At 71.6% G+C, this 21,236-nt stretch carries 20 protein-coding genes and 1 pseudogene; 10 read left to right on the top strand and 11 right to left on the bottom strand.

Translation table 11 applies throughout. From position 1 onward, the window contains the following. Positions 1-43 precede the first annotated feature (43 nt). From ACWGI2_RS21815 to ACWGI2_RS21830, 4 genes are all read left to right on the top strand, one after another. A complete protein-coding gene (locus ACWGI2_RS21815) occupies positions 44-874 on the top strand; it encodes a transporter substrate-binding domain-containing protein (protein ID WP_453697025.1) in 831 nt (276 codons plus the stop codon). A gap of 84 nt (positions 875-958) precedes the next feature. Further along, the gene (locus tag ACWGI2_RS21820) at positions 959-2,455 is read left to right on the top strand and encodes a hypothetical protein (protein WP_453697027.1); all 1,497 of its coding nucleotides are present in this window, start codon (positions 959-961) and stop codon (positions 2,453-2,455) included. A 33-nt stretch (positions 2,456-2,488) separates the two neighbouring features. Next, on the top strand, positions 2,489-3,559 hold the full coding sequence (locus ACWGI2_RS21825; protein ID WP_453399832.1) for a caspase family protein: 1,071 nt from the start codon (positions 2,489-2,491) through the stop codon (positions 3,557-3,559). Then, on the top strand, positions 3,543-4,961 hold the full coding sequence (locus tag ACWGI2_RS21830; protein WP_453697028.1) for a hypothetical protein: 1,419 nt from the start codon (positions 3,543-3,545) through the stop codon (positions 4,959-4,961). Before ACWGI2_RS21825 ends, ACWGI2_RS21830 begins: the two co-directional genes overlap by 17 nt. 320 nt (positions 4,962-5,281) lie before the next feature. On the opposite strand, the gene ACWGI2_RS21835 is transcribed toward ACWGI2_RS21830, so the two are convergent. From ACWGI2_RS21835 to ACWGI2_RS21850, 4 genes are all read right to left on the bottom strand, one after another. Further along, positions 5,282-6,028 carry an AfsR/SARP family transcriptional regulator gene (locus tag ACWGI2_RS21835; RefSeq protein ID WP_453697030.1) on the bottom strand — a complete coding sequence of 249 codons (747 nt, stop codon included), beginning with the start codon at positions 6,026-6,028 and terminating at the stop codon, positions 5,282-5,284. Positions 6,029-6,163: 135 nt separating this feature from the next. Beyond that, positions 6,164-8,995 (bottom strand): helix-turn-helix transcriptional regulator, encoded by a 2,832-nt coding sequence (locus ACWGI2_RS21840; RefSeq protein WP_453697032.1) that lies wholly within the window; start codon positions 8,993-8,995, stop codon positions 6,164-6,166. A gap of 155 nt (positions 8,996-9,150) precedes the next feature. Next, positions 9,151-9,360, bottom strand: coding sequence for a hypothetical protein (locus ACWGI2_RS21845; RefSeq protein ID WP_453399828.1), 210 nt, complete (start codon positions 9,358-9,360; stop codon positions 9,151-9,153). A 165-nt stretch (positions 9,361-9,525) separates the two neighbouring features. After that, positions 9,526-10,623 (bottom strand): NADH:flavin oxidoreductase/NADH oxidase, encoded by a 1,098-nt coding sequence (locus ACWGI2_RS21850; RefSeq protein WP_453697034.1) that lies wholly within the window; start codon positions 10,621-10,623, stop codon positions 9,526-9,528. 161 nt (positions 10,624-10,784) lie between these two features. On the opposite strand from ACWGI2_RS21850, the gene ACWGI2_RS21855 reads away from it, so the two are divergent. Then, positions 10,785-11,147, top strand: a complete 363-nt coding sequence (locus ACWGI2_RS21855; protein WP_453697035.1) for an ArsR/SmtB family transcription factor — start codon at positions 10,785-10,787, stop codon at positions 11,145-11,147. 72 nt (positions 11,148-11,219) lie between these two features. Here ACWGI2_RS21855 and ACWGI2_RS21860 read toward each other — a convergent pair whose 3' ends face one another. Then, the gene (locus ACWGI2_RS21860; protein ID WP_453697036.1) at positions 11,220-12,569 is read right to left on the bottom strand and encodes an FAD-dependent oxidoreductase; all 1,350 of its coding nucleotides are present in this window, start codon (positions 12,567-12,569) and stop codon (positions 11,220-11,222) included. A 233-nt stretch (positions 12,570-12,802) separates the two neighbouring features. Here ACWGI2_RS21860 and ACWGI2_RS21865 point away from each other — a divergent pair, with 233 nt between their 5' ends. Then, the gene (locus tag ACWGI2_RS21865) at positions 12,803-13,216 is read left to right on the top strand and encodes a DUF6214 family protein (protein WP_453697038.1); all 414 of its coding nucleotides are present in this window, start codon (positions 12,803-12,805) and stop codon (positions 13,214-13,216) included. Between the two features lie 114 nt (positions 13,217-13,330). Then, positions 13,331-14,578 carry an MFS transporter gene (locus ACWGI2_RS21870; RefSeq protein WP_453697040.1) on the top strand — a complete coding sequence of 416 codons (1,248 nt, stop codon included), beginning with the start codon at positions 13,331-13,333 and terminating at the stop codon, positions 14,576-14,578. A gap of 70 nt (positions 14,579-14,648) precedes the next feature. Here ACWGI2_RS21870 and ACWGI2_RS21875 read toward each other — a convergent pair whose 3' ends face one another. Then, positions 14,649-15,302, bottom strand: coding sequence for a DUF305 domain-containing protein (locus tag ACWGI2_RS21875; RefSeq protein ID WP_453697042.1), 654 nt, complete (start codon positions 15,300-15,302; stop codon positions 14,649-14,651). A 177-nt stretch (positions 15,303-15,479) separates the two neighbouring features. Between ACWGI2_RS21875 and ACWGI2_RS21880 the strand changes: the two genes are divergently transcribed. Next, a complete protein-coding gene (locus ACWGI2_RS21880; protein ID WP_453399821.1) occupies positions 15,480-16,979 on the top strand; it encodes an LVIVD repeat-containing protein in 1,500 nt (499 codons plus the stop codon). Here the strand turns inward: ACWGI2_RS21880 and ACWGI2_RS21885 are convergent. Beyond that, positions 16,967-17,659, bottom strand: a complete 693-nt coding sequence (locus ACWGI2_RS21885) for a TetR/AcrR family transcriptional regulator (protein WP_453399820.1) — start codon at positions 17,657-17,659, stop codon at positions 16,967-16,969. The two genes, ACWGI2_RS21880 and ACWGI2_RS21885, sit on opposite strands and share 13 nt — an antisense overlap. 195 nt (positions 17,660-17,854) lie before the next feature. On the opposite strand from ACWGI2_RS21885, the gene ACWGI2_RS21890 reads away from it, so the two are divergent. Further along, a complete protein-coding gene (locus ACWGI2_RS21890; protein WP_160503481.1) occupies positions 17,855-18,100 on the top strand; it encodes a DUF2630 family protein in 246 nt (81 codons plus the stop codon). 36 nt (positions 18,101-18,136) lie between these two features. Continuing rightward, positions 18,137-18,574: a (4Fe-4S)-binding protein gene (locus tag ACWGI2_RS21895; RefSeq protein ID WP_453399819.1), complete on the top strand. Its 438-nt coding sequence runs from the start codon at positions 18,137-18,139 to the stop codon at positions 18,572-18,574. 20 nt (positions 18,575-18,594) lie between these two features. Here ACWGI2_RS21895 and ACWGI2_RS21900 read toward each other — a convergent pair. The 4 genes and pseudogenes from ACWGI2_RS21900 to ACWGI2_RS21915 all read right to left on the bottom strand — a co-directional run. Further along, a pseudogene (locus ACWGI2_RS21900) lies at positions 18,595-18,729 on the bottom strand (hydrolase); the annotation flags it as partial. 59 nt (positions 18,730-18,788) lie between these two features. Continuing rightward, positions 18,789-19,487: a phosphatase PAP2 family protein gene (locus ACWGI2_RS21905; RefSeq protein WP_453399818.1), complete on the bottom strand. Its 699-nt coding sequence runs from the start codon at positions 19,485-19,487 to the stop codon at positions 18,789-18,791. 95 nt (positions 19,488-19,582) lie between these two features. Further along, positions 19,583-20,518, bottom strand: coding sequence for a M56 family metallopeptidase (locus ACWGI2_RS21910; protein WP_160503479.1), 936 nt, complete (start codon positions 20,516-20,518; stop codon positions 19,583-19,585). A gap of 134 nt (positions 20,519-20,652) precedes the next feature. After that, complete coding sequence (locus ACWGI2_RS21915) at positions 20,653-21,234, bottom strand: DUF5134 domain-containing protein (RefSeq protein WP_453697043.1); 582 nt, start codon at positions 21,232-21,234, stop codon at positions 20,653-20,655. Positions 21,235-21,236: the final 2 nt, after the last annotated feature.

Consider the following 21,236-nt stretch of genomic DNA (forward strand, 5'->3'; position numbering starts at 1 on the left):
AAGGTGATCTCTCCGAGCCGCGAACCCGTACGGAGGAGCCCCCGTGAAGCGTGCCGCCACCCTGTCCGCCCTGGTCTGTCTGCTCGCCGTCACGGCCGCCGCGCCCGCGTCCCCCGACGCCGGGCGCGGCAAGGACCGCCACCACGGCAGCCTCCTGGACTCCGTGCCGAAGTCGGGGGTCCTGAAGGTGTGCACGACCGGCGACTACCGCCCGTTCACGCACCTGGACCCCGCCGACAAGACGTACAGCGGCGTCGACATCAAGATGGCCGATGACCTGGCGGAGAGCCTCGACGCCAAGCCCAAGTACGTGGCCACGACGTGGGCGAACCTCACCAAGGACGTCGCGGCGGGACGCTGTGACATCGCGGTCGGCGGCGTCTCCATCACCCTTCCGCGCGCCCGTCAGGTCTACTTCAGCGAGCCCACCCGCGAGGACGGCAAGACACCCATCGTGCGCTGCGCCGACAAGGAGAAGTTCGGCGAGGGCACGCTCAAGGACATCGACAAGCCGGGCACCAGGGTCATCGTCAACCGGGGTGGCACGAACGAGCAGTTCGCGCGCGAGAACATCAGGCAGGCCACGATCAAGCTGCACCCGGAGAACACCACGATCTTCAAGGAGATCATCGCGGGGCGCGCGGACGTGATGATGACGGACGCAAGCGAGACCCGCTACCAGGCCAGGATCCACCCCGAACTCTGCTCCCTGCACCCCGACAAGCCCTTCACCTTCTCCGAGAAGGCCTACGCATTGCCGCGCGGGGACGAGGAGTTCAAGGAGTACGTCGACCAGTTCACGCACCTGGCGACGCACGACGGGACGTACGCGGGGTACGAGGCGGAATGGATGGGTCCTGCCTCGGGGTCCTAGTCGCCACCGGTCGTCCCAGGTCCGGGGTTATCCCTGAGCCCGTCCCCGATGTCGGGGCAGTGGCGCCGCTCTACCTTCCTGGGCATGGCTTCCTTCCGTGAGCGGTGCATCCACAGCAGGCAGAGCGGTCGACTCGCGTCGACCACCACCGCCGACATCGACGAGCTCGTGGCCGGGCTCAAGGACCGGCCGCGCGTGGTGCTCCACTTCCACGGTGGACTGACCGACGACACGCTGGGGTTCGCCACCGCCGAGCGGCTCGCGCCCGTGTACGAGGCGGCGGGCGCCGAGCCTGTCTTCTTCGTGTGGAGCAGTGGGCTCATGGAAACCCTGCGGGGCAACCTGCCGCAGATCCTGAACGAGAGCGTCTTCCGCACGCTGCTCAACAGGGTCACGCGTTACGCCACCGGCACGATCTTCCGGGAGCCGGGACAGCGAGCCCTCGGGGCGGTGACCACCCCTTCCCCGAGGGCCGTAGCAGCCGAACTCGCCCAAGTAAGGGCGGGGCAGGAGCCTTACGCGCGGCTGACCGCCCCGCGCGAGGTGCCCCCGCTGAACGAGGTCGAGCAGAGGCAGATCGCCGCCGAACTCTCGGCGGACACCGAACTGGCCGAGCGCACCCGGGAGATCGTGAACTCGGTGACGCCCCGGGCCGGGGCCCAACCCACAGAGCCGGTCGCCGCGGCGCGAGACATCATCGGGGGGCGTGCCGCGGCGGCCACACTGATGTCACCGGATGTGGTGGCCGACCTCGCGGACAGGGCGGGCACGGGGGAACGTGCCCTGGTGAGCACCGCGTTGATCGTGCGCAAGACCGTGCGCGTCGTGGCGGCCGTCGTCGGCCGCTTCCGGCAGCGCAACGACCACGGGCTCTATGCGACGGTCGTCGAGGAGATCCTCCGCGAGTTCTACCTCGCCAACGTGGGCGCCGCGATCTGGGGCGCGATGAAGCGGCAGACCGCGGACACCTTCGCCGCCGCGGACGACGAGGTCCGCGCAGGACGGTACTTCCTGGACCGGTTCGCCGAGCTGCTCGCCGCCGGCACCCGCCCCCAGGTGACCGTCGTCGGCCACAGCGCGGGCGCCGTGTTCATCAGCAACCTGCTCGACGACCTCGTGCGCAGGCGCGCCGCGGAGAACGACCCGCTGCCCGCCGACTTCCGGCTGCGGGACGTGGTGCTCCTCGCGCCGGCCTGCACGGTGGCGCAGCTCGCGCCGGTCGTCCGCCGGCAGGCCGAACTCTTCGACCGGTTGCGGATGTTCACGATGACCGACAGGGCGGAGCAGGCCGACCACCTCGTGCCGTTCCTGTACCCGAGGTCGCTGCTCTACTTCATCTCCGGAGTCCTGGAGCGCGGGCCGTCCGGGCAGTCCGTGGTCACGCCGATCGCGGGCATGCAGCGCTGGTACCTCGACTCCGCCGCCCCGGGGCCCGACTCCGACGACCTGCGCGGCTTCCTGCGGGCGGACTCCGCGCGCACGGTCTGGTCGCCGGGCCTGGGCGCGGGGGCGCGCAGCCACGTCGCGTTCGACGACGACCCGCAGGTCCTCGCGAGCGTGGCGGCGATGCTCGCGGACTGACGGCGCGAGGACTGAACGTAGGGGGAGAGTCCGATGAACGACCTGCACTACGCCGTGGTCGTCGGCATCAACCGTTATCCGGCCATCAGTGACCTTCAGGCCGCGCGGGGTGATGCGGTCCGGTTCCGTGACTGGCTCGTCGACCCCAAGGGAGGCGATGTGCCCGAAGGCAACGTCACGCTGGTCACCGCCACCGAGGAGCAGGAGCGCGTCGCCGACTTCATGAGCGCCGTACCGACCAGGGAGAACGTCGATCTGGCGCTCTACCGGGCGAACATCGCGGTCCAGCGGGCGATAGAGGACCGGCCCGAGGAGGAGTGGGAGGCCGCGAGGCAGCGGACCCGTCTCTACTTCTTCCTCGCGGGGCACGGATTCATGACGCCCCCGAACAGCACCGCGCTCCTGATGGCCAACGCCGCCTTCGACCTGCTCGGCAATCACCTCGCCGTGGGCCAGTACTTGGACTGGTACGAGTCGTCGTCGCCGTTCCGCGAGATCGTCTGCTTCGCGGACTGCTGCCGTACGAGCAGCGGCAACGGCTCCATGTTCCCCTTCGGGCCGCCCTTCACCACGACAGCGGGGGCGCTGGAGAAGGTCGACTGCTTCGTCGGTTACGCCACCTCGCAGGGCGACCCGGCCTACGAGGAGCAGAACGCCGAACCCGACCTGGCGCGCGGGCACTTCACGACCGCGCTCCTCGACGGTCTCGGCGGTCGCAGCGCCAACCGCAAGGGGCTCATCACCTCCGACAGCCTCGCGGACTACGTCGTACGGCATGTGGAGGACCGCACCAGTCATCTGCTGGTCCCGCAGCAGCCCAGGTTCGTCAAGGGCAGCGCTCCGATGGTCTTCGCCCGTGACGTGGAGAACGGCATGCCCGCCGTCACGCTGCGCTTTCCCGACGGCTTCCGGGGCTGGGTGCAGCTGCGCGGCGGCGATCCCGACGAGCCACCGCTGAGGCTGCTCGTCGACGCCGCGGAACGCGTCGAGAAGCTCGCCCCGGGCTTGTACCGGGTGACGCCGGAGAGCTTGACGGCGGACGACTTCCAGAACGGTGGATTCTTCGAGGTAATGACAGGCGGTGGGAATGGTGTCCAGCTCTGAAGAGCGGCGGCGCGCCCGGGAAGATGCGGCGAAGGAGCGGCGGCGCGCCCGGGAGGAGACCGCGAAGCACGTGCCGTTCGTCGTCATACCGGACACCCCGTCGGTGCTTGTCACCGTCACGGACTCCGCGTTCCGCGAGGTGGCGCACGCGATGGGCACCATCGACACGACGCTGCCGCCCGGTATCTACCGCATCGAGCAGCGGTTCGGCGGCGAGGTGGAGAGCCGGTTCGTCGAGGTCGGCACCGAACCGTTCGTCGAGCGGCTCGCGCTGCCCCGCATGCCCACGGCCACGCCGGTCGAGGGCACCCCCACGACACGTGAGGACCACCGCGCGGCCGCGATGCGCTGGAGCGCGGAGGCGACGCACGGCGGGGGCCCGCCGACCCTGATGGTGCTCATCCGCAACCTGCGCCGGGGCTGGCAGCTCGACCCGTTCGCCCTGGAGGTCGCCGACGAGCACGGCGCGCCCGTGGACGGCGGCGCCGGGGGCTGGGAGCCTTCCGGAGGACAGGAGTGGTCGGCCTGGAGCGGCGAACTGCCGCCCGGCGGCTACCGGTTGAGGACGCGCAGGCAGCCCGCCGACGGGTTGCCCCTCGCGCAGGCGCTGCACGTCCTCGACGGGTGGACGACCTTGGTGTTCGTGAGCAACGGACCGCAGGGCCCGCAGCCGCAGTTCGCCTCGATCCAGATGGTGCCCCAGGGCATCGGCTGGCAGTCGGCGGACCGCACCCTGGACCTCGCCCTGGAGGCCGCCCTCTCGGGGCTGCGGCAGGGGATCGACCTCGTCTCGACGCGGCAGCTGCACGGCCTGCTCGACGCACGGAGCGTCAACCCCTTCCTCGGCATCATCGGCGCCCATGCCCTGCTGCTGCACCCGACCCCCGATCTGGGGCGGATCCGCGGCATCCTGGACCGACTCGTCAAGTACGCCCCCGACCAGCCGGACATCGCCGCCCTGTGCACCCTGCTCGGTGAGCCGGTGCCGCCGGTCGCGTCACCGCCCATGCTGGCCGCCTCCTGCCGCCTCCTGGTCCGGGCGGACTCGGCCGACCCCGGCATCCTCCAGGACGGTTCGGTGGCCGAGAGCGCGGCGGAACACCTGGTCGGGCGCGGCGTGTGGACGACCTGGCTGGAGCAGGAGCCACGGCCGGTCATCGCGGCGCGGGGCGGCCTCGTCGCGCCGGTGGCGGGGGACGTACTCGCGGCGAGGTGGTCCCGGATCGTCGATCCGGTCGACCGGGTCCAGCGCTACGTGTGGGAGATCGCGAGCGTCGAGGACAAGAGCGTCGACGACGTACTGAGCAGCATGGAGCCCAAGGACCTGTCACGCAGGACCGGCCTGCCGCACAAAGCGGTCGACAAGGCCATCGAGGAGCTCAGGAAGCCGCGAGGGGAGTGACACAGGGGGGATTGAAGGGGGGATAGGGGGAACGCGGTGACGGCCCCGGGAGGCATCGCCTGCCGGGGCCGTCACCGCTACCGGCGTCCCCGTACCGCGCTCGGCACCCCCGTGACCGTGCGTGGCGGAACGTCGGTGGCCTGCCGGCCGCGTCCCCCAACACGGCCGGCAGGGGTGGGTGGGACGACCTGCGGCCCGTGCGCCCCCGAGCGCGCACGGACAGACAGGCCGACGGTGACGTGGTGGCGCGTCACCCGCTCTTGAGGAACCCCCACCGCGGTTCCGGTCACCATGGCTGCCTCGCCTCCGGGTCGAGTCCGTCAGGACAGCGCGTGCCGCACCATCGTGCGGAACTGCTCCGAGGGTTCGACGCCGAGCTCCGTGCGGAGCAGCGTGCGGAACGCCTTGAAGTGCCGTACCGCCTCCGCGAGGTTGTTCTCGGCGAGGTGCACCGTCACGACCGCACGGTGCGCGCTCTCGCGCAGCGGATCGATCCTGGTGCTTTCCAGGGCGGCCTCCAGGGCGGGTGCGTACTGCTCGCGCACGACGAGCCGCGCCGAGAGGGCTTCGAGCGCGTGCAGCCGCAGCTGATGCAGCCGCTCGCGCTCGAACACCACCCAGTCCTGATGCCAGCCTGGCAGCAGCTCCCCCATGCCCATCAGTGCGGAGCACGCGGCCCCGGTTCCCTCAGCCGGGGCCGCGAGTATGCGACGTGCCGTGGTGGTGAAGTCCTGGATGTCCATCCGGACGCGCCGGCTGAGCGCGAGCACCCCGGGCCGGGGGCCGCCGACGGCCGAACTCGCCGCGTTGAGGCGCCAGATGGCGGTACGGAGGCAGGCCCGCGCACGTTCCTCGGTGACGTCGGGCCACAGGGTCCCCGCGAGCACCGAACGTGTCGCGGGGCCGCGGAGCCCGAGGAGGGCGAGCAACTGCTGCCCGCTGGCGGACACGTCGACCTGCCCGCCGCCGTCACCCTCGCCGCGGCTGAGGTGAAACCCCCCGAGCAGCCGCAGACGCAGGGCCGGTGGCGCGTCGCCGCATACCGCCGGACATTCCGTGACAGCCATCTGTGCACCCCCACTTGTGCATCACATCCCCTGACCAGCCAAGAAACTACGCCGGACAGAGGCGGGGGTGCCTCAGGGAACCGCCCAGGGATAACCCCGGTGTGCCGGGGCTCGGGCCTGGGGGCTTACTACGGTCTACGACGACGTGCGCCGGTCCTGGGGGGCGAAGTGGTGCACGAGCCCGATGCGCGAGGTGATGCCGAGCTTCGTATAGGTGTGGCCCAGGTGGTACTCGATGGTCTTGACGCTCAGTGCGAGCGCGGTGGCGATCTGCCGGTTGGTGAAGCCCTGCGACGCCAGGCGCGCGACGGCGAGCTCCTGCGGGGTGAGCCCTTCGGCGGCGGAGTCCACGTCCGCCGGGTCGTGCGCGGGCCGCGGGGGCGCCGCTCGCCCGCAGGCGTCCAACTCCCTTTCGCAGCGCGCGAGATAGGGCGCGGCGTCCAGCTGGCTCATCGTCGTGTACGCCGCCTGGAGCTGGGCCACGGCGACCGAGCGGCGGCCGATCCTGCGCAGGAACGCCCCGTGGTCCAGCTGGACGCGGGCGCGGCCGAACGGTGACGGGATCTGCGCCGCCTGGTCGTGCGCGCGCAGGAACGACGCCTGGGCGCGGTCCGTCTCCCGGCGCGCCGCGTGCAGATTGCCCCGCACCCGGGCCGCGGCGGACAGCGCCGCGTGCTGCCCGCGTGCCTGCGCCCGCTCCTCGTAGGGCAGCAGGACCGCCTGAGCCTCGTCGAGGTCGCCGAGCTGGATCAGCGCGTCGACCAGGAGCTCACGCCAGGACACCACGCCCGGTTCGTTCACCCCGTCGTGCGAGGCGAAGTCCAGGAGCGGCCGCAGCGCGTCCACCACCCGCTCGGGCTCCGCGCGGGCCTCGGCGAAGGCCCCGTGCGCCGACGCCGCGTACGCGTAGGCCAGCGCGCTCTCGTCGCAGCCGGGGGCGTCCAGGGCGAGCCGCAGGTGCACCGAGGCGCGGTCCCAGCTGCCGCGTGCCGAGAGGATCCAGCTGGCGATGGCGTGCGTGACGGGCTTCAGCCACGACTGCTCGGTGTCGTCGGCGATCGAGGCGGACGCCTCGGCGTGGATCAGCGCCTCGTCCCAGTCGCCGAGCCGGTGCAGGGTCTGGGCGAGCGCGGAGGCCGAGAGCAGCCGCAACGGCACCGTCCCCTTGCGGCAGTTGGCCACGGCGCCCAGCAAGTCGGCGCGCGCGCCGAGGAGGTCGTCCGACCAGAGCCTCAACTGGCCGCGCGCAAGCAGCAGATCGATGTTCGACGGCGGCACGAGGAGCGGATCGGGAAGGTCACCGGCGAGTTCGATTCCCTTCTTGGCGCACCCGCTGAGGCCCAGCGCGAGAAGGTGGTTGAAGCGCAGCATCCGGCTCGGCCCCTGGAGGGTGGAGAGCCGCTGGGCGCGCTCCGCCCACTGGGCGGCGTCGGCGGAGCGCCCCCGCATGACGGCGGCGTAGCTCAGCTGCTCCGCCGCCCGCGCCGCCAGCGAGGGATTGCTCTCGTGGTCGCACTGGTTCCAGGCGTCGACGAGCAGCGTCTGCGCCTGCTCCATGCGGCCCTGGACGCGGGCCACATATCCGCGTACGTACCCGCGCAGCGCCGGGTCCGCGCCGGCCGGAAGTCCCGCGGCGAGTTCGGCCGACTCGTGCACACGGCCGTCGAGCAGCAGCGCCTCGACCGCCTCGACGGCGAGCCGGTCGCGCTCCAGGTCGGTCGTCGCCACGCGGGAAGCGTGCCGCAGGTGGGTGCCGGCCACCGCCCACTGCCCGGTGGCGGCCTCGCGCCTCGCGCAGGCGGCGAGGGCGGCGGCGAGATGTTCGTCGGGGCCCGTGGCGGCGAGCACGCGGTGGCGCAGACTCGCGTATTCGTCGTCGACCAGGGCCGCGGCCCGCGTGTGCAGATCGGCGCGGTGCGCGGGGCCGATGTCCTGGTAGACGGCGGCATGGACGAGGGGGTGCGGGAAGGCGATCTCGGGTGCGGCCCCCGGGTGCGTCTCCTTCAACAGGCCTGCCTTGACGGCCCGTTCGAGCGCGGGCAGCGGTGCGGTGACGCGGGCGAGCGAGGCGGCCGCGCTCAGCGGGCAGGAGAGCCCGAGCACGCTGACCGCCTGGACGAGCCGCAGCGCCTGTGCCCCGCACTCCGCGAGGTTGGCGAGCACCAGCATGGCGTACGAACGCGGCGCGGGCAGTGGTGTGGTGACGTCCCGTAGTACGTGCGCGGGCACCTGGTCAAGGAGCGCGCGGGCATGCAGCGGATTGCCGTGCGTGTGGTCACGCAGGCGTACGGAAGCGGAGTGCGGGAGCCGGTCGCTGCCCATCTGCGCGCTGAGGGAGCCCAGTTCGTCCGGGCTGAGCCCGTGCAGCGGGATGCGCCGGGTGCGCACGTCGGCGAGCAACCTGCGGATGCCTTCCGGCAGTTGGGGTGCCTGCGGGTCACGTGCCGCCACGATCGCGAGGACCTTGTCGACGCGCAGCCGACGCAGCGCGAACGTCAGCGCGTTCAGCGACGCGGAGTCGGCCCAGTGGGCGTCGTCGAGCACCAGGATGACGGGGCCCTTGTCCTGCAGCTCGCTCAGCAGGTCGAGCAGACCGAAGCCGGCCGCGAGCGGCGGCAGGGTGCCGGGCGCCGAGCGGGGCGTGCGGACCAGTGACCCCAGGCTGTCGGGCAGCGGGAGAGGGCTCTGCCCGACGAACTGGGCGAGCACCCCGCAGGGCAGCGCGCTCTCGTTCTCCTCGCCGCTGGCCTGGAGCACACAGGCGTCGCCCGCCGTGTCCAGGAACCTGCGCACCAGCGCGGACTTGCCGATGCCGCCGGGCCCGTCGATCAGGACGAGCCGCGGCACGCCCTCGCGCGCGTGGCGGAACTCCTCCTGGAGCGCCGTGAGTTCGCGCGTACGACCGGAGAACGCCTCATGGGGCGCCGGTGCGTGGACATGGCCGTTCAGTATGTCGCCGGACGTCATCACCGCCCCCACATGTCGGCACCCGGTACGGGCGCCATGACTGTGACGGTGACCCGTGCCGGGCGCATGGCCCTGAACGTCCACGATGATGCCCAAACCGCTCTCGGGACAAGCCGATTCCCCACTCCCGGAGAGCCGGTTCCCGCGAGGCGGTATCAGGCGTCACAGGAGTCATCACCTGCCGCGCAAGAACGTTCTCCGGCTTCCGCGGACGCGGCGTCCGGGGGCGGTTCGAGCAGCGAGAGCAGTTCGAGCCAGCCGTGAAACGGCGTGCAGTGGCCCGAGTCCCCCTCCTCGCAGCCCGTATCCACCACATTGCCGTGCACGCCCCCGGGGGAGCGGAACACCTCGATGACGTAGCGCACAACGTCCTCCCGAGGGCCGGTACAGGCCCCGAACCGTGACACATCGCGACAGCGCCACGGTATGAACCCCGGTCGGGGCCGCGCTTCGGGGAGTCACCTAGGGATGACCCCAGTCCCCAACCCTTGGCCAAGGCTGGCGCGGCACGTGGGCCTGTGCCGTGGGGCTCAGACCATCCGGTGGTACTGCTGGGGCGTGGCGACCTCGCCGCCCAGGTCGTTGGCGGCGTGGCGCGCCCACGAGGGGTTGCGCAGGAGTTCGCGGCCCAGGAGCACGGCGTCCGCCTCGGAGTTGGCGAGGATCTTCTCGGCCTGCTCGGGGTCGGTGATCATGCCGACGGCCGCCACGGGGAGCGCCGTCTCCGCCTTCACCCGCGCCGCGAACGGGACCTGGTAGCCGGGGCCCGCCTCGATGCGCGCCCTCGGGGCGTTGCCTCCGGTGGAGACGTCCAGGAGGTCCACGCCGTGCGCGTGCAGTTCCTTCGCGAGCCGTACGGTGTCGTCGGCCGTCCAGCCCTCGCGCTCGTCCTCGGGGTTCTCCGTCAGCCAGTCGGTCGCGGAGATCCGGAAGAAGAGGGGCAGTTCCTCGGGCCATACGGCGCGGACGGCGTCGACGACTTCGAGGGCGAGCCGGGAGCGGTTCTCGAAGGAGCCGCCGTACTCGTCCGTGCGGTGATTGGAGAACGGCGAGAGGAACTCGCCGATGAGGTAGCCGTGGGCGCCGTGGATCTCGACCACCTGGAAACCGGCGTCAAGCGCGCGCCGTGCCGCGGCCGCGAACTGGCCGACGACGTCACGGATCTCCTCCGTGGTGAGTTCGTGCGGCACGTGGTGGCCCTCATCGAAGGGGAGCGCGCTGGGCGCCACCGGCTGCCAGCCGTGCTCGTCCTGGCCGACGGGTCCGCCGCCCTTCCAGGGGCGGTCGGTGGACGCCTTGCGGCCCGCGTGGGCGAGCTGGATGCCCGGGGTGGTGCCGTGGGTCTTCAGGAAGCCGGTGACGCGGCGGAGCGCCTCGACCTGCGTGTCGTTCCATATCCCGAGGTCCGCGGGGCTGATGCGGCCCTCGGGGCTCACGGCCGTCGCCTCGACGAGGATCAGGCCGGTGCCGCCGGCGGCGCGCGCCGCGTAGTGGGCGAAGTGCCAGTCGTTCGCCACACCCGCGTTCGGCCCGAACACCTCGGCCGAGTACTGGCACATCGGGGCCATCCACACACGGTTGGGGATGGTCAGCGATCGCAGGGTGTAGGGCTCGAACAGCGCGCTCACGGCGGACTCCATTCGTCACGGACGTCGGTACGGTTCGTACGATAGACCTCGTAGTACGGCAGATGTCAAACTACGATGACTCTCGTACTATGGAGGCCTTCGAGAAGACGTGAAGCCCCGACGTGAAGCCCGACGTGGAGCCCCGACGAAGTGGAGCCGTCATGACGACCGCACCGATCAGCAGCCGTGCGCTCGACCATCCGACGCGTGCGGAGATCCGCCTCGAGGGTGTGCTGCACGCGTTGTCGGACCCGATGCGCCTGCGGGTCGTGCGGCAACTGGCCGGGTGCGAGCCGGGCCTCGACGGACTCTCGTGCTCACAGATCGACCTGCCCGTCACGAAGTCCACGAGCACGCACCACTTCAGGGTGCTGCGCGAGAGCGGCGTGATCCAGCAGATCTACCGCGGCACGGCCAAGCTGAACGGCTTGCGCCGCGAGGACTTGGACGCGCTGTTTCCGGGCTTGCTCGACGCCATCCTCACCGCAGCCACCGCTCAGGCGCAGCGCACGGGGGCCCCGTAAGGGGGCCCCGCCAGGGGCGCGGGGAACTGCGCGCCCAGCCCCCACCGGCCCGCGGCCAAGATGCTGACCGGCTCACCGCTCACCGCCGCGCGCAGCGCCCAGCAGCCCCGCCCAGTCGGCGATCTTCACCGGCCCACGGCCAAGCGCAGCGCCGAGCTGAGCCTCCGCTCGCTCGATCGACTGCCAGCCCTGCCACTCCACGGGGTCGAGTCCCGCATCGCGCAGACCCCGCAGAGGATCGTCCGGCACCCCTCTCCGTACGAGGGCAGGCGCATCCTCCAGGAGGGACAGCACCGTCTCCTTGGCGCACGGGCGGTTGGTCCCGATGACGCCCGTCGGCCCCCGCTTGATCCAGCCCGCCACGTACTCGCCGGGGGATGGGGCACCCTCCCGCAGCACCCGACCCGCCGCATGCGGCACCGTGCCGAGCCCGGGGTCGAACGGCAGCCCCTCGATGGGCACCCCGCGGTAGCCGACCGAGCGCAGGACCAGCTGCCCCGCGATGTCCTCGTACTGCCCGGATCCCGTCACCCCGCCGAGGCCGTCCGGCAGCGTCCGCTCGAACCGCACCCCGCCGACGCGCCCCGCGGCCTCCGTCACCGCCACCGGACGCAGGAAGAAGCGGAGCCGGATGCTGCGCGGCAGATTCCGCGCGGGGCGCTCGGCCCAGCCGCGCATCACCTCGACGTTACGGCGGCCTACCGCGGGCAGGCCGGAGGGGTCGGCGTACGCGGGATCGAGCGCCAACTCCGCGGGATCCACGATCACTTCGGTGTCCGGGAGCGAGCCGAGCTCGCGCAGCTCCTTGGTGGTGAAGCGCGCCTGCGAAGGGCCGCGCCGCCCCACCATGTGGACCTCGCGCACCCGGCTCTCGGCAAGCACGCCGAGCGCCGCCTCCGGCATGTCGGTGGGCTGCAGCTCGGCCACGCCGCGCGCCAGCATCCGGGCGACGTCCACCGCGACGTTGCCGACGCCGATGACCACGGCGGACTCCACGCCCCCGATGAATCCGTCGGCCGTCGCGTCCGGGTGCGCGCTGTACCAGGACACGAACTCCGTGGCCGAATGGCTGCCAGGCAGGTCCTCGCCCGGCACCCCCAGCTTGCGGTCCGCCGCCGCGCCCACGCAGTAGACCACCGCGTGGTAGAGGTCGAGCAGCCGCGCGGTGGGGAGGCCGCCGGGGCCGATCTCGATGCCGCCGAGGAAGCGGACGCTGTCGTGTTCGAGGACCGTGCGCAGGTTGTTCTGGAGGGACTTGATCTTCTCGTGGTCGGGCGCGACGCCGTAACGGACGAGGCCGTACGGGCAGGGGAGCCGGTCGATGACGTCGACGCGCACCCCCGGCACGAGGTCCTGCTGGACGAGGGACTGCGCGGTGTAGACCCCGCTCGGGCCCGATCCGACGACGGCGACCTGCAGCACGGCGGTGCTCCTTCCGCGAGGCGGCCTCGGGGGATGTCTTCAGCATCGCACCCCTGTGCGTGAAGGGGGAGACGCCGTGAGGGGCGCGTTGATCCGGGCGCCCGGGCGCCCCGCTCAGGGGCCGTACGCCGCGCGGGCCCTGCGTGCCGTTCGTGACCTAATGCGATCGCACGGCTACCTTTTGATTGTGCTTGAGAGCCCCTTTCTTGGCGTTTCTGATCACTATCGACCGAATGCTGATGGCTCGCCCTCTTTCTCACCCAGCCCCGCCCTCGTTCCATGTACGGCTGACCTTCGGTGACGGAGCCGCCATCGACGCGAGGGCCGTGGTGTCGGAAGGACGGATCACCCTGGAGGGGCTGCACGCCCAGCCCCCGCACGCGGATGGCGGCGCGACCGCTCCGACCCGCCGCGACGCCCTGCGCCCGCAGGACCGGCCCGCCGTACGCCGCGCCCGCCCGCCCTGGCCGCGCGGACGCGAGGGGCGGCTGATGGTGGCTCAGGAGTACCGCGCGGCGCAGAGCGCGGGGCGGGACCCCGTCCTCGCGGTGATGCAGGCGACCGGCCGCAGCCGCCGCAGGTCCCTCAAGCTCATCGCCTCCGCCCGGGACGCGGGAGTGCTGCCACCGCGCCACAACCGCCGCTAGGCGCATGGTTGTGGCCGCGCGACGCCGTGGTTTGACCTGCGGACCCCTCGCCGGTTTGGATGCCGCAGGTCAAAGTGAGTGTGTTCGAGCGCGCGGCAAGGGGTGGCACGGGGTATGGCGGCCAGGCGGTCCCTCGGGCGGCAGTTCGGATGGCTGTGGGCGGCCTACACGGTCAGTGTGTTCGGCACGCGGCTCGCGTTCGACGCGTTCCCCCTGATCGCGATCCTGGCCCTGGACGCCGGTCCGACGGAGGTGTCGGTTCTCGCGGCGGCCGGGTTCGCGGTGGGCGCGGTGGTGGCGGTGCCGCTCGGGCCGTGGGTGGAGTTCCGCCGCAAGCGGTCGGTGATGATCGCGATGGACCTCGCCCGGTGCGCGGCGCTGCTCAGCGTCCCCGCCGCGTACGCGCTCGGTCTGCTGGGCTTCGGCCACCTCCTGGCTGTGGCGATCGTGGTCGGCGCGGCCGACATCGCCTTCAGCGCGGCGAGCGGTGCGTGCCTCAAGGCGCTCGTACGAAAGGAGGACTTGATCGTCGCCAACGGCCGCCTGGAGTCCACGAGTTGGACCGCTCTGATGCTCGGGCCGCCGCTGGGCGGGGCCGTGATCGGGCTCTTCGGTCCGGTGATCACGGTGCTGGCCGACGCGGTCAGCTATCTGCTCTCGGCCCTGGGGGTCCGCGCGATCGGCGGCAAGGAGCCGCACCCCGTGCGCACCGGGCCGGCGCCCCGCTTCCGGGCGGGCGATCTGCTCGACGGGTGGCGCTACATCCTCGCGGGCCCCGCGCTGCGCCCGCTGTTCTTCAACACCGTGCTGAACAACGGCCTGATCATGGCGACTTCACCCCTCCTGATCGTCCTGATGGTCGGCGAGCTCGGCTTCGCGCCCTGGCAGTACGGCCTGGCGTTCGCCGTGCCCTGCGTCGGCGGCCTGATCGGCTCGCGGCTCGCCCGGCCGCTCGTCGAGCGGTTCGGGCGGCACCGGGTCCTGCTCACCGCAGGGACGCTGCGGGCGTGCTGGCTCATCGGCCTCGCCTTCGTCGGCCCCGGTGTCGCAGGGCTCGTACTCGTCATCGTCGTCGAGTTCGGCCTGATCACCTGCTCGGGCGTGTTCAACCCGGTGTTCGCCACCTACCGCCTCGACCACACCCCGGCGGACCGCGTCGCCCGCACCCTGTCCGCGTGGTCGGTCACCAGCAAGCTCTCCATCGCGGCCATGACCGCACTGTGGGGCCTGCTGGCCGGAGTCACAGGACCGCGTACCGCGGTCGGGATCGCCGGCGTCCTCATCCTCGCCACCCCGCTGCTGCTGCCGCGACGGGACCACGAGCCGCACGACGAGCGGGACGCCGCGCGGACCGGCGGCTGACGCCCGGCGCCGCAACGCCCGGCGCCGCACGGTCCGCGCCCCGATGCCCCGCGCCGTAACGCCCGGTGCCTCACATCTTGCGCATCCGGCTGATCTCCGTCGTCTGCTGCGCGATGACGTCGTTGGCCATCTCCTCGACCTGGATGTTGTTGCCGTCGGAGAGCACATCAGTGGCCATCGTGACCGCGCCGTTGTGGTGCGTGATCATCAGCTTCAGGAAGAGCTCGTCGAACGTCTTCCCCTTCGCGGCGCGCAGCTGCTTCAGCTGCCCCTCGGTGGCCATGCCCGGCATCGTCCCGTGGTCGTGACCTGGCTGCTTCTTCGCGCCGCCGTTGCTCTTCAACCAGCCCTTCATCGCGCCGATTTCGGGGCGCTGCGCGGCCGAGATGCGGTCGGCGAGGCGCTTGACCTGCGTGGACTCGGCGCGCTTCGGGGCGAGTTCGGTCATCGTGAGCGCCTGGCCGTGGTGCGTGATCATCATCTGGGTGTAGCTGAAGTCCGCGGAGTTGGGGGTGTTGTCGTCGGTTCTCTGCTTGGCCGCGTCCTCGGCGGACATCGTCGCGGCGCTCTCGCCCGGTTTGCCGGGAGCGATCACCGAAGGACCGGGCGCGGCCTTCTTGTCCGGCTGTGAACCGGCGTCGGAGCCTCCTGAGTCGCAGGCGCCGAGCGCCAGAGCGGCGGCCGTGAGGAACACGGTGACGGCGGGCGTACGGCGGTGGTGCACGGCTGCCTCCTGTGGCGCGCGGGGGAGTTGGGGACCGTCCTAGCACGCTTACGCGCGGTATTGATCAAAAACTTTCATTACAGATGTGTTGCCACCTGTTGATCTGTGCATGATGAGCACGATACTGCGGGGTGTCCGTGAACCGTTCAATTACGAACGGCGACTAGGGAGGACGCAGTGACCCTGAACAACCCCCGAACACGGCGCAGACGCTTCGGTGTCGGCGCGGCCGCGCTCGGTCTGATTGCCGCACTGTTCAGTGCGGCGCCCGCCGGAGCGACGCCCGATCCGGGCGACTCGCCGGCCGCACCCAAGAGCGTTTCGAAGAGCGATGCCGCCGATGCGAAGGCGGCCATCAAGAGCGGGGAGATACCCGCGCCCGACGAGATCGTGCACTCGGACAACATCAAGCACCTCGCCAACATCCCCAAGGACGCGCTGCCGGGCACCAACTCCGACCTCGCGTTCCAGGGGAAGTACGCCTTCGCGGGCAACTACGACGGCTTCCGCATCTTCGACATCAGCAACCCGAAGAAGCCGCGGACCGTCTCCCAAGTCCTGTGCCCGGGCTCGCAGAACGACATCTCCGTCTCCGGGAACCTGCTCTTCCTCTCCACCGACTCCTCGCGCAGCGACAACTCCTGTAGCAGCACCTCGCAGCCCGCGACGGAGAAGTCCTCGTGGGAGGGCATGAAGGTCTTCGACATCAGCGACAAGTCGAACCCGAAGTACGTCTCCGCCGTCGAGACCGCCTGCGGCTCGCACACGCACACCCTGGTGCCGGAGAAGCGGAACGTGTACGTGTACGTCTCCTCGTACTCCCCGAGCGCGACGTTCCCGGACTGCCAGCCGCCGCACGACGGCATCTCGATCATCAAGGTGCCCCGCAAGGCCCCGCAGAAGGCCGCGGTCGTCGACTTCCCCGTCCTCTTCCCGGGTGAAGGCCCCGACGGCGGCGGGAACCCGGGCGGGCCCACCAACCCGGGTGTCTCCAAGACCACCGGCTGCCACGACATCACCGTGCTGCCCTCCAAGGACTTGGCCGCTGGCGCCTGCATGGGCGACGGGATCCTCTTCTCCATCAAGAACCCCGAGAAGCCCAAGGTCATCGACCAGGTCCAGGACAACAAGAACTTCGCGTTCTGGCACTCGGCGACCTTCAACCAGAGGGCCGACAAGATCGTCTTTACCGACGAGCTGGGCGGCGGCGGCGCCGCCACCTGCGACGAGGCCACCGGCCCGGAGCGCGGCGCCAACGGCATCTACGACGTCACAGGCAAGGGTGACAAGCGCAAGCTCGTCTTCAAGAGCTACTACAAGATCCCGCGCCACCAGGCCGCGACCGAGAACTGCGTGGCCCACAACGGCTCGCTGATCCCGGTCAAGGGCAAGGACCTGATGGTCCAGGCCTGGTACCAGGGCGGCGTCTCGGTCTGGGACTTCACCAACTCCTCGAAGCCGAAGGAGATCGGCTACTTCGAGCGCGGTCCCCTGAGCACCGACGCGATCCAGACCGGCGGGTCCTGGTCGGCGTACTACTACAACGGCTATGTCTACTCGAACGACATCGCCAAGGGCTTCGACGTCCTGAAGATCGACGACAAGCGGACGGATCCCGCCGAGCGTGTCCGCGTCCGTGAGCTCAACGTCCAGACCCAGCCGGACTACTTCGACTGAGTGGACTTCTCAGCGGACCGCTTGGCGGACCGCGTCTCCTGCGCGGCCTGATCGGCGACTCGCGCATGTGTCCCGCCGGGCGGTTCCTCGCCCGGCGGGACTCCGAGCTCCCAGGCGAGCCCGTACCGCTGGAACAGCTCGGCACGCAGCGCGCACAGCGGCATCGGAGCCCCCGGAAGCAGCACCGCGAAGACCGCGCCCATCAGCAGGGCGCGCAGCAGCGGATAGTCGGTGTCCACGTCGGGCGACCCATGGCGTACGACGGTGTCGCGGAGCAGTTCTGCGAGGTGCTGCTGCTCAGGGCAGCGCACGAACCCGTCCGCCTGGAGGATCCCCGCCATGTGCGTGCGCATGAGGACGGGCTGGTCCCTGGCCAGGCCCAGGATCGCGTCGATGGCACGGGCCAGGAGCTCATCGCCGTCCGTCGACCGCGGCTCCTGTTCGAGCGCGGCCTCCAGCGTGCGGTGCATCAGCCGGTGCACCGCCGACTGCAGGAGCTGACGTTTGCCGGGGAAGTAGTACGACACCAGGCCGCGGGCCGAGCCCGCGCGGTCCGCGATGTCGCCGAGTGTCGTCGCCTCGTAGCCGCGCTCGCTCACCAGGTCGACGGTGGCTTGCAGGAGCCGTTCCCTGGAACGCCTTCGCAACTCTTCATTGACCGACGGGCTACGCGGGGACATCCTGTAACTCCTGCGTTGACTGGCTGGGAGCCAGTATACTCAGCGTGTCTCGGACCCAGGCCCTCAGTGGTCGTCTCATCGTGGTCCGGTGCGGCCTGGGGCAGGCAACACCGCGGGGGAGTGTTGCCTGCTCACAGGTGCCGATCGGCCGAACCCTCCTTACAGTGGGCCGGGGGGCCGAGGAGGCGTACTGAGATGGATCAAGAGCAGATTCTGTCCCGGATCGCGTCGATGGTCGACGACGAGCGGACGCTGCGGGACTCCCTGGCGTCGGGAGCGATCGACGAGGCGACGGAGCGTGCGAGGCTCGGCGTGATCGAGCGTGAACTCGACCAGTGCTGGGACCTGCTGCGCCAGCGGCGCGCGAAGGCGGAGTTCGGCGAGAACCCTGACGAGGCACGGGTGCGGCCTGCCGCCGAGGTCGAGGGCTACCGGTCATGAGCCGTGCCGCGCCCCGGGCGTAGGCCGAGGAGCCGCATGGGCGCCGAGCGGGCCAAGCCGTACCGAGGAGAGCACATCACCGTCACGTTCGACGGTCGGCGCTGTCTGCACGCCGCGGAGTGCGTACGCGGGCTGCCCAGGGTCTTCGACACCGGGCGCCGCCCCTGGATCTCCCCCGACGCGGCACCGGCGGACGAGGTGGCCGACGTGGTGCGCCGCTGCCCGTCCGGGGCGCTGCAGTACGAGACGGCGGCGGGGGCGACGGAGAGGCCGACCGCCCCCACGACGGTCGAGCGGCGGGCTGACGGCACGCTCGTGATCCGCGGTGACCTGCGGATTAGGGCGGCGGGGGACGGCGGGGCTGGGCGGGAGATGCGCGAGACGCGCGTGATGCTGTGCGGCTGCGGCGCGAGCGGGAACCAGCCGTACTGCGACCACGGGGGCACGTGCGGAAAACGGCCAGGCAACGCCTGACATCTCAGCCTCTCACTCTCTCAGCCCCGGTCGACGAGGCCGAGGACGGGGCGCAGCCCGGCCGGCCGCTGGTCCACGGGCAGATGGTCCACGAAGCGGACGGCGCAGCCGATCGCGGCGGCGCCGCCGTCCGCGTGCCGGTCGTCGCCGACCACGGCCGGTGACGGTGTCTCAGGGGCTGTGCGCCGCGGCCCGTCGGCTGGGAGTGGGCTTGTTACGTGGGGTCCGTTGGGCGGGGGGTCGGGCGGTATGCGTATGTGGCGATTGCCAGGGTGACCATCAGGGCGCCCAGGAGCCAGCCGCCTACGACGTCCGACGGCCAGTGCACGCCGTTCCAGACTCGGGTCACGCCGACCCCGACGACGGAGACCACGGCGATCGTTACGCTCGTGCGCCATACGGCGGGCCCGACGCCGTACACGCGCAGCAGCCACAGGAGCAGCCCGCAGACGACCATCGCCGTCATGGCGTGGCCCGAGGGGAACGCCGCGTAGTGCGCGGAGTCCACCGGGTCCGGCCACCGCGGGCGCGGCTTGTCGACCGCCGCTTTGAGGCCCTGTTGCACCACGGTGCCCACCACGCAAGTGACCGCGAGCCACAGGGCCAGCCCGTACGCCCCGCGGAAGGCGAGCCACACCACGGCCACGGAGACCAGCGCGCGCATCGTCCACGGATCCCACACCCAGTCGGTCAGGATGCGGCTTGCCTGGGTGACGCCGTCGTGCGCGACGGCCCAGCGGTGCATGGTGCGCGCGATGTCTCCGTCAAGGGTGCCAAGTGGTCCCCATTCCAGCTCGACCAGGAGGATCAGCAGGAGCGAGGGGACGCACAGGAGCGCGGCGACGAGCGGGGCGCGGGGCCTGCGCGGACGGGGCGGACCGGGCGGCGAGTCGAGGGGTGCGGCGGGGTGCATAGGGAGATCCTCGCCGACGGGCGGCGCCGGAGGCCATCCCGGGGCGTGGTCCCGCGGGGTGAGCCCCGGCAGCCGCGGCCTCCGGCGGCAGGCCACTACCCCAGCGCGCGCAGCCCCGGCACGAACGTCACCAGGAGCGGGACCACCGGCACCAGCGCCGCGGCAGCCGTCAGCCGCAGCCGCCGCCCCGCGGTGAGACGGGGCCGCGCGGACAGCAACCGGTGCACCCGCTGCGGCACATGAGCCTGCGGGGTGGGGCAGGGTCCGAACACGCCCCGGTCTTCGTTCAGCTCGACCAGCGCGAGGGCGATCGTCAGGCGCCCGAAGCGCCGCGAAGCCACATCGTCGGCGGCCAGCTCGACCAGGCGGTGCATCTCGTCCCGGAACGCGGCGAAGACCGGCACCTGCGGGAACCCCGTGGCCAGCGCGCCCGAGCAGTGCAGGAGCCAGTCGTGCCGCGCCTGCGCGTGCCCCTGCTCATGGGCGAGCACGGCATCCAGCTGACGGCCCTTCAGGCGCCGCAACGCTGCGGTGGTGATGACCAGTTGGGGCGCGGCCCCCGGCAGCCACCAGGCGTCGGGGCGCTCACCCTCCAGGACGACGAGACGGTCGGCGCCGGGCTCCTCGCCGGGCAACAGCGGTGCGCGCAGGAGGAGTTCGGCACGCCCCTTGCGGCGCCTCGCCCGAGCCCGGGCGATCTCCCGGGTCAGCATCGCGGCGGTCCACACGCCGCCAAGGGCCAGCGCCACGGCGGTCGCGGGCGCCCAGTAGCCGCCCGCCCCGAGCGCGTAGGCGTCGACCACGTCGTGCGGCGCGGGCGCGAAGACGTGGCCGCGTACGGCCTGCCACGCGGCGGCGGCGCTCAGCGTCATCGACAGGGCACAGCACATGAGCACACCCGCCACGACGCACTGCCACGCCCACAGCGCGACCACCGGTTCGCGCTCCGGCCAGTCGGCGCGTGCGAGGAGGCGCGGGGCGACGACGGCGGTGAGGGCGCCCAGCAGCAACAGCGCAACGGGGAGCAACATGTGTCAAGACTATGAGGGCGGCGCTGTCGGAGGGTATGGCCTATCGCCTCAAGTGACGCACGCCACGGCCGATCGCGGGATATCGCCCCTTACGGCCCGGCCCTCCAAGGCCTCGCGTCCTCTGCCGTGGTGTTCTACAGCGTCAGCAGCATCGCGATCATGGCGATCCCCATGGACAGTCTGCACGCCATCGCCAGTTCGGTGAGGTCGGCCCACCCCGTGACCGTCCCGCCGCCGCCCCCCTCCGCCACCGCGAGCGTCGGTACGGGCAGTAGGCGGGCCCCCGACCACAGCACGTATCCCGCGAAGTACAGCAACAGGGCACCGGTGAGCGCCGGAGTGCCCCCGACGCCGTGGCCCGCGTGCGCGGTGGGTGTCGCGGCCATGGCCACCGCCATGTAGACCATGGCGCAGGCGCCGACCAGGTGATGTAGGTGATGCAGGTGGTGGCGGTGGTGCCGGTTCCGGCGGACGGCCCAGAGCGCGTGGAGCGCCGCCGCGCCGAAGACGGCCGCATATCCCAGCCAGGCCCACCGTGGCGGAGCCGGAACGGCGGCGGGCAGGGCCATCAACGCCATCCCGAACCCCATGAGCGCCTCTCCGCCGGCCGTCCGGCGCTGTGCCTCGATCCTGCTGCGCATCCGCAGCAGGCAGTAGGACCCGGTCGCCGCGCACAGCGCCACGAGCAGCCAGCCGGCCTGCGCCGGTCCGTGCACCG

Source organism: Streptomyces sp. NPDC054866, assembly GCF_053610745.1.

Excerpts from the sequence above, each read along its gene's own strand:
- ACWGI2_RS21820 (WP_453697027.1), top strand. The coding sequence starts at position 959 with ATGGCTTCCTTCCGTGAGCGGTGCATCCACAGCAGGCAGAGCGGTCGA.
- ACWGI2_RS21825 (WP_453399832.1), top strand. The coding sequence starts at position 2,489 with ATGAACGACCTGCACTACGCCGTGGTCGTCGGCATCAACCGTTATCCG.
- ACWGI2_RS21830 (WP_453697028.1), top strand. The coding sequence starts at position 3,543 with ATGGTGTCCAGCTCTGAAGAGCGGCGGCGCGCCCGGGAAGATGCGGCG.
- ACWGI2_RS21835 (WP_453697030.1), bottom strand. The coding sequence starts at position 6,028 with ATGGCTGTCACGGAATGTCCGGCGGTATGCGGCGACGCGCCACCGGCC.
- ACWGI2_RS21840 (WP_453697032.1), bottom strand. The coding sequence starts at position 8,995 with ATGACGTCCGGCGACATACTGAACGGCCATGTCCACGCACCGGCGCCC.
- ACWGI2_RS21855 (WP_453697035.1), top strand. The coding sequence starts at position 10,785 with ATGACGACCGCACCGATCAGCAGCCGTGCGCTCGACCATCCGACGCGT.
- ACWGI2_RS21865 (WP_453697038.1), top strand. The coding sequence starts at position 12,803 with ATGCTGATGGCTCGCCCTCTTTCTCACCCAGCCCCGCCCTCGTTCCAT.
- ACWGI2_RS21870 (WP_453697040.1), top strand. The coding sequence starts at position 13,331 with ATGGCGGCCAGGCGGTCCCTCGGGCGGCAGTTCGGATGGCTGTGGGCG.
- ACWGI2_RS21885 (WP_453399820.1), bottom strand. The coding sequence starts at position 17,659 with ATGTCCCCGCGTAGCCCGTCGGTCAATGAAGAGTTGCGAAGGCGTTCC.
- ACWGI2_RS21890 (WP_160503481.1), top strand. The coding sequence starts at position 17,855 with ATGGATCAAGAGCAGATTCTGTCCCGGATCGCGTCGATGGTCGACGAC.
- ACWGI2_RS21895 (WP_453399819.1), top strand. The coding sequence starts at position 18,137 with ATGGGCGCCGAGCGGGCCAAGCCGTACCGAGGAGAGCACATCACCGTC.
- ACWGI2_RS21905 (WP_453399818.1), bottom strand. The coding sequence starts at position 19,487 with ATGCACCCCGCCGCACCCCTCGACTCGCCGCCCGGTCCGCCCCGTCCG.
- ACWGI2_RS21910 (WP_160503479.1), bottom strand. The coding sequence starts at position 20,518 with ATGTTGCTCCCCGTTGCGCTGTTGCTGCTGGGCGCCCTCACCGCCGTC.